Here is a 6,640-nt window from a genome sequence, read left to right as displayed (position 1 = left end):
ATACACAATGACAAGCCTTTCGATGCTAATTACCTACCGAAAGGGCTTGCCATTCAAGACGGTATCTGACCCCGGTGCTTAGGCGATAATTTTTGCCACGCGCGCGGCGATGGCCTGGGCCAGCAGGTGCACGTGGTAGCCGTCGACGAAGCCATGGTGGGCCAGCACCGACATGTTCACCGTCAGCTTGCCGTCGTCGCGCGGATCGCTGAAGCGGCCCCACGCCACCGATGGAATGTCGTAGCTCTTGTGGTGGTGGATCGGATGCTCGATCGCCACCAGCTTCAGCCACGGCATGCAGGAGATGTGGACGTTGCGTTTCTTGTCGAGCGGGCTCAGGGCTTCGGTGGCGTTGACCAGCACGTCGCTGGCTTCGGCGAATTGCTTCGCCTCCACGCTGCGCTCAACGAACTCATGCAGATCCGAGGAGCGCGTGAAGCGCGCGAAGTTGACGTTGTTGTCCTGGTTGAGCACCGTGTACGAGGCCATGAAGTCGTCGATCTTGATGACTTCGCCTTCGTGGATGCGGTACATGAAGTTGTCGATGTCCTTGAGCGAATTGAGCACGCAGTACAGGAAGACGTGGAACGGCGGCAGCTGCCTGGCCTTGCAGAACGGGCGCAAGTCCGGCACCTCCATCTCGAAGCTCAGGTTGACCAGCGGGTTTTCAAATGAGGCAAAGGCGTTGTAGCGGTCGCGGCGTTTTTCAAAATTATGCATCGTGGTTGACTTCTGCTTGTAAGGTGATGTGGTCGATGCCATGCTTTTCCAGCAGCATGGCTTTGATCTGTTGCAGGATGGCGGGCCAGTGGTCCAGGTCGGTGATTTCCACGTGGCCGATCAGGGCCGGATGACCTGGCGACATGTCCCAGACGTGCAGGTCGTGCACCGAGCAGACGCCGTCGATTTCCCCCAGGTCGGCGCCGACGCTCAGATAATCGATCTGCTCCGGCACGCCGCCCATCAGGAAGTGATAGGACTCGCGCAGCACGTCGATGGTGGACTTCAAAATCAGCAGCGCGACAAATACCGACAGCAGCGGATCGATCCGCATCCAGCCGGTGTAATAGATGACGGCGCCCGCGATCAGCGCGGCCACCGAGCCCAGCATGTCGCCGATCACATTGACCAGCGCGGCGCGCGTATTCATATTGCTGTCGCCGCGCGACAGCATATACGCCAGCACCACATTGATCAACAGGCCGATGGCGGCGACCACGAACACGGTGCCGCCTTGCACCGGCTCCGGCTTGGAGAAGCGCTGCGCCGCCTCAAACACGATCCAGCCGACCAATAACAACAGCACCAGGCTGTTGACGAACGCCGCCAACGCCTCGGCGCGGCCGAAGCCGAACGAGTGGCGCGCCGACGGCGGCCGCTTGGCGATCAGTTGCGCCAACAGCGCCAGGCCCAGTGCGGCGGCGTCCGTGACCATGTGGCCGGCGTCGGAAATCAGCGCCAGCGAGTTGGAGATAAAGCCGGTAAGCACTTCGACTACGGCGAATCCCAGCGTCAATACCAGCGACCAGGCCAGTACTGACTGGCTGCGTTGCACATTGAAGTGGGCATGTTGGGCGTCGCCGTCGCGGTGCTCGTGCAGGTGGGCGGAGGGCGAGGGCGGTAGCTCTACGCTAGTGTTGACGCGGGTTTCGGCTTGCATGGGCTTCTTGTTGTGATGGGGACTGCGACAGTTTAAAGGATGTCGCGAACTCGCGTATTCCAGCCTCATAGTGCATTTTGTAAATGTTTCCGAATTATGCCCTTGTTTTTCTTCAAATCGCTCTCTATAATGCTGGTCTTCGGGCGGTTAGTTCAGCTGGTTAGAATACTTGGTCGACATCCAAGGGGTCGCAGATTCGAATTCTGCACCGCCCACCAGATTACGTAGCACAGTAGTAGAAGCGCAGTAAAATAGCAGTAAAATGTGGTACCCCCGGGCGGTTAGTTCAGCTGGTTAGAATACTTGGTCGACATCCAAGGGGTCGCAGATTCGAATTCTGCACCGCCCACCAGAACATGTAAGAGCGAGAAAGGCAATCCGGTTATGACACCGCGAACTACTACCAAGCTTTGGGAGTGACGCTAGTCGATCGGGATTCTTTTGCTCAAAAAAAGAGAAAACGCGGCTAGCCCGCGTTTTTTTTCGTCCGCGTTTTTATTATCATTCTTTTGTACCACTACCTGGCGCCTGCGCCGAAATGGAGATCGTTATGCTTTCAGTTCGCCTTCCTGATGGTTCTGCCCGTGAATTCGACGGCCCAGTCACCGTTGCACAAGTGGCGTCCAGCATCGCAACCAGCCTGGGCAAGGCCGCGCTGGCCGGCAAGGTCGATGGCAAAGTGGTGGATACCTCTTTCCTGATCGAAAAAGATTCCGACCTGGCCATCATCACCGACAAAGACCCCGAAGGTCTGGACGTGATCCGCCACTCGACCGCCCACTTGCTGGCCTACGCCGTCAAGGAGCTGTTCCCCGATGCGCAGGTGACCATCGGCCCGGTCATCGAAAACGGTTTCTACTACGACTTCTCGTACAAGCGTCCGTTCACGCCCGACGACCTGGTCGCCATCGAAAAGAAAATGGCCGAGCTGGCCAAGAAGGATGAGCCGGTCACCCGCAAGGTGCTGCCGCGCGACGAAGCCGTCGCCTACTTCAAGTCCATCGGCGAAGCCTACAAGGCCGAGCTCATCTCGTCGATTCCTGCCGACCAGGATGTGTCGCTGTACACCGAAGGCAGCTTCACCGACCTGTGCCGCGGCCCGCACGTGCCGTCGACCGGCAAGCTGAAAGTGTTCAAGCTGATGAAGCTGGCCGGCGCCTACTGGCGCGGCGACAGCAAGAATGAAATGCTGCAGCGTGTCTACGGCACCGCCTGGGTCAAGAAGGAAGATCAGGAGCAGTACCTGTTCCAGCTGGAAGAGGCGGAAAAGCGCGACCACCGCAAGCTGGGCAAGCAGCTGGACTTCTTCCACTTCCAGGACGAGGCGCCGGGCCTGGTGTTCTGGCACCCCAAGGGCTGGACCATCTGGCAGCAGGTTGAGCAATACATGCGCAACAAGTACCAGGTCAACGGCTACCAGGAAGTCAAGGCGCCGCAGATCCTGGACTCCAGCCTGTGGGGCAAGACCGGCCACTGGGACAACTACCGCGAAAACATGTTCGTGACGGAATCGGAAAACCGCTCCTACGCGCTGAAGCCGATGAACTGCCCGGGTCACGTGCAGATCTTCAACAGCAATATGCGTTCGTACCGCGACCTGCCGCTGCGTTACGGCGAGTTCGGCCAGTGCCACCGCAACGAACCTTCGGGCGCGCTGCACGGCATCATGCGCGTGCGCGGCTTTACCCAGGACGACGGCCACATCTTCTGCACCGAAGAGCAGATCGAGCCGGAAGTGGTGGCTTTCCACACGCAGGCGATGGAGGTCTACAAGGACTTCGACTTCAACAACATCGAAGTCAAGCTGGCGCTGCGTCCGGACAACCGCATCGGCACCGACGAAGTGTGGGACGAGGCCGAGGACGCGCTGCGTTCGGGTCTGCGCGCCTGCGGCGTGAGCTGGACCGAATTGCCGGGCGAGGGTGCGTTCTACGGTCCCAAGATCGAGTACCACCTGAAGGATTCGCTGGGCCGCCCATGGCAGGTCGGCACCATGCAGGTCGACTTCTTCATGCCGGAGCGCCTGGGCGCCGAATACGTGGCGGCCGACAACAGCCGCCAGGTGCCGGTCATGCTGCACCGTGCGATCGTCGGTTCGATGGAGCGCTTCATCGGCATCCTGATCGAGAACTACGCGGGCGCCTTGCCGGCATGGTTGGCGCCGGTCCAGGTATCGGTGTTGAACATCTCCGACGCGCAGGCCGAATATGTGGCGCAAGTGGCTGAAAAGCTGCGCCGGAGCGGGTTCCGCGTGCAGACCGATTTGCGCAACGAGAAAATAACCTATAAAATACGTGAACATTCCGTCCAAAAACTGCCCTACATCCTTGTAGTTGGCGATAAAGAGCGGGATGCCAATACCGTGGCTGTGCGGGCACGGGGCAATGTCGATTTGGGCGTCATGTCCATCGATGCCCTGATCGAGCGACTTCAGCAAGACGTCGCCAACAAAGCCTGATCGCACAGTTCTTCATTAGATTTTAAAAGGAATCACCATAGCTACTGACAAGTCGCATCGCATCAATGGCGAAATCACTGCCCCTGAAATGCGTTTAAGTGGGGTCGATAACGAGGCTCTCGGTATCGTGACTTTGGCCGAAGCCTTCCGCCTGGCGGAAGAGGCAAACGTCGACCTGGTCGAGATCGCGCCTACCGCGGTTCCACCAGTGTGCCGTTTGATGGACTACGGCAAATTCAAGTATTCGGAGCAGAAAAAGGCTCACGAAGCGAAATTGAAGCAGAAAATCATCGCCGTGAAGGAAGTCAAATTCCGTCCCGGTACTGATGACGGCGACTACAATATCAAGCTGCGTAACCTCATCAAGTTCCTTGATGAAGGCGATAAAACCAAGATCACGCTGCGTTTCCGCGGTCGTGAAATGGCGCACCAGGATATTGGCTTCCGTATGCTGGAACGTCTGAAGGCGGATCTGGAGCCATACGGCCAGGTCGAGCAGTTCCCGAAGATGGAAGGCCGCCAGATGATCATGGTCCTTTCGCCTAAGAAAAAGAAGTAATCCTGCCGCAGTTGTAACATTCTCGGCAATATAAGGGGCGCTCAGGCGCCTCTTATAATTTGTGCTGCAGAATTGCGGCAACTGGTCTATAATTACCGGCTGTTGTAATGTAGTGGACTCGCATCTGCTGCAAAAACAAGTGAAAGCAGGCATCTAAGTGTGACGTAGTGTCGCCACCTGCAATCCTGTTTGATATGGAGCTACCCGAGGGTAGATTGCTATGCCAAAAATGAAAACCAAAAGCTCCGCGAAGAAACGTTTTCGCGTGCGTCCAGGTGGTACTGTTAAGAGTGGTCACGCTTTCAAGCGCCACATTCTGACCAAGAAGACCACCAAATCGAAGCGCCAATTGCGCGGTATCACGAACGTTGATGCGGCTGACGTGAAATCCGTCATGCGCATGATGCCAACCGCTTAATCTCACAACTAAGGAGTTACTATGCCTAGAGTAAAACGTGGGGTTACAGCTCGTGCCCGTCATAAAAAAGTATTAAACATGGCCAAGGGTTACCGCGGTCGTCGCAGCAAGGTATACCGTGTTGCCAAGCAAGCAGTCATGCGCGCTGGCCAATACGCTTACCGCGACCGTCGTAACAAGAAGCGCGTCTTCCGCCGTCTGTGGATCGCTCGTATCAACGCCGCTTCCCGTGAGCATGGCGTGACGTACAGCGTCTTCATGAATGGTCTGAAGAAAGCTTCGATCGAACTGGACCGTAAAGTCCTGGCCGATATGGCAGTGATGGACAAGCCAGCGTTCGCTGCGATTGTCAACGCTGTGAAAGCAAAAATCGCTGCTTAATACGCATTGATTTGGACGCGCGATCCCGGCAACGGGTCCGCGACTGAGAACGGGGCAAAGGTTGAAACCTGTGCCCCGTTTTTGATTGAGGATAAGAAAAACGCATGGACTCCCTGGAACAACTCGTCGCCTCAGCAGTGCAGGATTTCGACGCGGTCAAAGATGACGCCGCCGCACTGGAAAACGCCAAAGCCAAATATCTGGGCAAGACCGGCCAGATCACCGAATTGATGAAGGGTCTGGGCAAGCTCGACCCCGAAGCGCGCAAGGCGCAGGGCGCCCTGATCAATGCTGCCAAAGGGCAGATTGAAGCGGCGCTGACGGCCCGGCGCGATGCGCTGGCCGACGCCCAGATGCAAACCCGTTTGAACGCCGAGGCGATCGATGTCTCGCTGCCTGGCCGCGGTCGCGCCGGCGGCGGCATCCACCCGGTGATGCGGACCTGGGAGCGGGTCGAAGAGATCTTCCGCTCGATCGGTTTCGACGTCGCCGACGGCCCCGAGATCGAAAACGACTGGACCAACTTCACGGCGCTCAACAGCCCGGAAAACCATCCCGCCCGTTCGATGCAGGACACCTTCTATATCGAAGGCAACGACAGCGAAGGCAAGCCGCTGCTGCTGCGCACGCACACCAGCCCGATGCAGGTGCGCTACGCCCGCAGCCACACGCCGCCGATCAAGGTGATCGCGCCCGGCCGCACCTACCGCGTCGACAGCGACGCCACCCACTCGCCGATGTTCCACCAGGTCGAAGGCCTGTGGATCGCCGAGAACATCAGCTTCGCCGACCTCAAGGGCGTGTACCTGAACTTCGTCAAGGCCTTCTTCGAGACCGACGATCTGCAGGTGCGCTTCCGTCCGTCGTACTTCCCGTTCACCGAGCCGTCGGCCGAGATCGATATCGCCTTCGGTTCCGGTCCGCTGAAGGGCCGCTGGCTGGAGATTTCCGGCTCGGGCCAGGTGCATCCGTCGGTGGTGCGCAACTTCGGCCTCGATCCGGAAAAGTACATCGGCTTCGCCTTCGGCTCCGGCCTGGAACGGCTGACGATGCTGCGCTACGGCGTCAGCGACCTGCGCCTGTTCTACGAAGGCGACCTGCGCTTCCTGAAGCAGTTCAACTAACAATAACGAAACGGTCGAGCGCCACCCGGTGCGCGCTCCC

7 protein-coding genes and 2 tRNA genes are annotated in these 6,640 nt (G+C 58.3%); 7 read left to right on the top strand and 2 right to left on the bottom strand.

What is annotated here, in order from left to right:
* Positions 1 to 78: 78 nt before the first annotated feature.
* Positions 79 to 720 (bottom strand): CatA-like O-acetyltransferase, encoded by a 642-nt coding sequence (locus AC1RMD_RS24105; RefSeq protein WP_492930135.1) that lies wholly within the window; start codon positions 718 to 720, stop codon positions 79 to 81.
* Positions 713 to 1,660 carry a cation diffusion facilitator family transporter gene (locus tag AC1RMD_RS24100; protein ID WP_492930133.1) on the bottom strand — a complete coding sequence of 316 codons (948 nt, stop codon included), beginning with the start codon at positions 1,658 to 1,660 and terminating at the stop codon, positions 713 to 715. Before AC1RMD_RS24100 ends, AC1RMD_RS24105 begins: the two co-directional genes overlap by 8 nt.
* Positions 1,661 to 1,801: 141 nt before the next feature.
* On the opposite strand from AC1RMD_RS24100, the gene AC1RMD_RS24095 reads away from it, so the two are divergent.
* The 7 genes from AC1RMD_RS24095 to pheS all read left to right on the top strand — a co-directional run bounded on the left by AC1RMD_RS24095 (position 1,802) and on the right by pheS (position 6,600).
* Positions 1,802 to 1,878 (top strand) — tRNA-Val (locus AC1RMD_RS24095).
* A 57-nt stretch (positions 1,879 to 1,935) separates the two neighbouring features.
* A tRNA-Val gene (locus AC1RMD_RS24090) sits at positions 1,936 to 2,012 on the top strand.
* Between the two features lie 198 nt (positions 2,013 to 2,210).
* On the top strand, positions 2,211 to 4,118 hold the full coding sequence (gene thrS, locus AC1RMD_RS24085; protein ID WP_492930131.1) for a threonine--tRNA ligase: 1,908 nt from the start codon (positions 2,211 to 2,213) through the stop codon (positions 4,116 to 4,118).
* Positions 4,119 to 4,137: 19 nt separating this feature from the next.
* Positions 4,138 to 4,677 carry a translation initiation factor IF-3 gene (gene infC / locus AC1RMD_RS24080; protein WP_081632419.1) on the top strand — a complete coding sequence of 180 codons (540 nt, stop codon included), beginning with the start codon at positions 4,138 to 4,140 and terminating at the stop codon, positions 4,675 to 4,677.
* 220 nt (positions 4,678 to 4,897) lie between these two features.
* Positions 4,898 to 5,095 carry a 50S ribosomal protein L35 gene (gene rpmI, locus AC1RMD_RS24075; RefSeq protein ID WP_099416965.1) on the top strand — a complete coding sequence of 66 codons (198 nt, stop codon included), beginning with the start codon at positions 4,898 to 4,900 and terminating at the stop codon, positions 5,093 to 5,095.
* 21 nt (positions 5,096 to 5,116) lie between these two features.
* Positions 5,117 to 5,476, top strand: coding sequence for a 50S ribosomal protein L20 (gene rplT, locus AC1RMD_RS24070; RefSeq protein ID WP_026334467.1), 360 nt, complete (start codon positions 5,117 to 5,119; stop codon positions 5,474 to 5,476).
* A 104-nt stretch (positions 5,477 to 5,580) separates the two neighbouring features.
* Positions 5,581 to 6,600 carry a phenylalanine--tRNA ligase subunit alpha gene (gene pheS, locus AC1RMD_RS24065; RefSeq protein ID WP_008449402.1) on the top strand — a complete coding sequence of 340 codons (1,020 nt, stop codon included), beginning with the start codon at positions 5,581 to 5,583 and terminating at the stop codon, positions 6,598 to 6,600.
* Positions 6,601 to 6,640 lie beyond the last annotated feature (40 nt).

It is taken from the genome of Duganella sp. GW822-FHT06D06 (assembly GCF_058799615.1).
The sequence above is the reverse complement of the archived record's forward strand: the minus strand, read 5'-3'. Positions and strand labels throughout refer to the sequence as shown.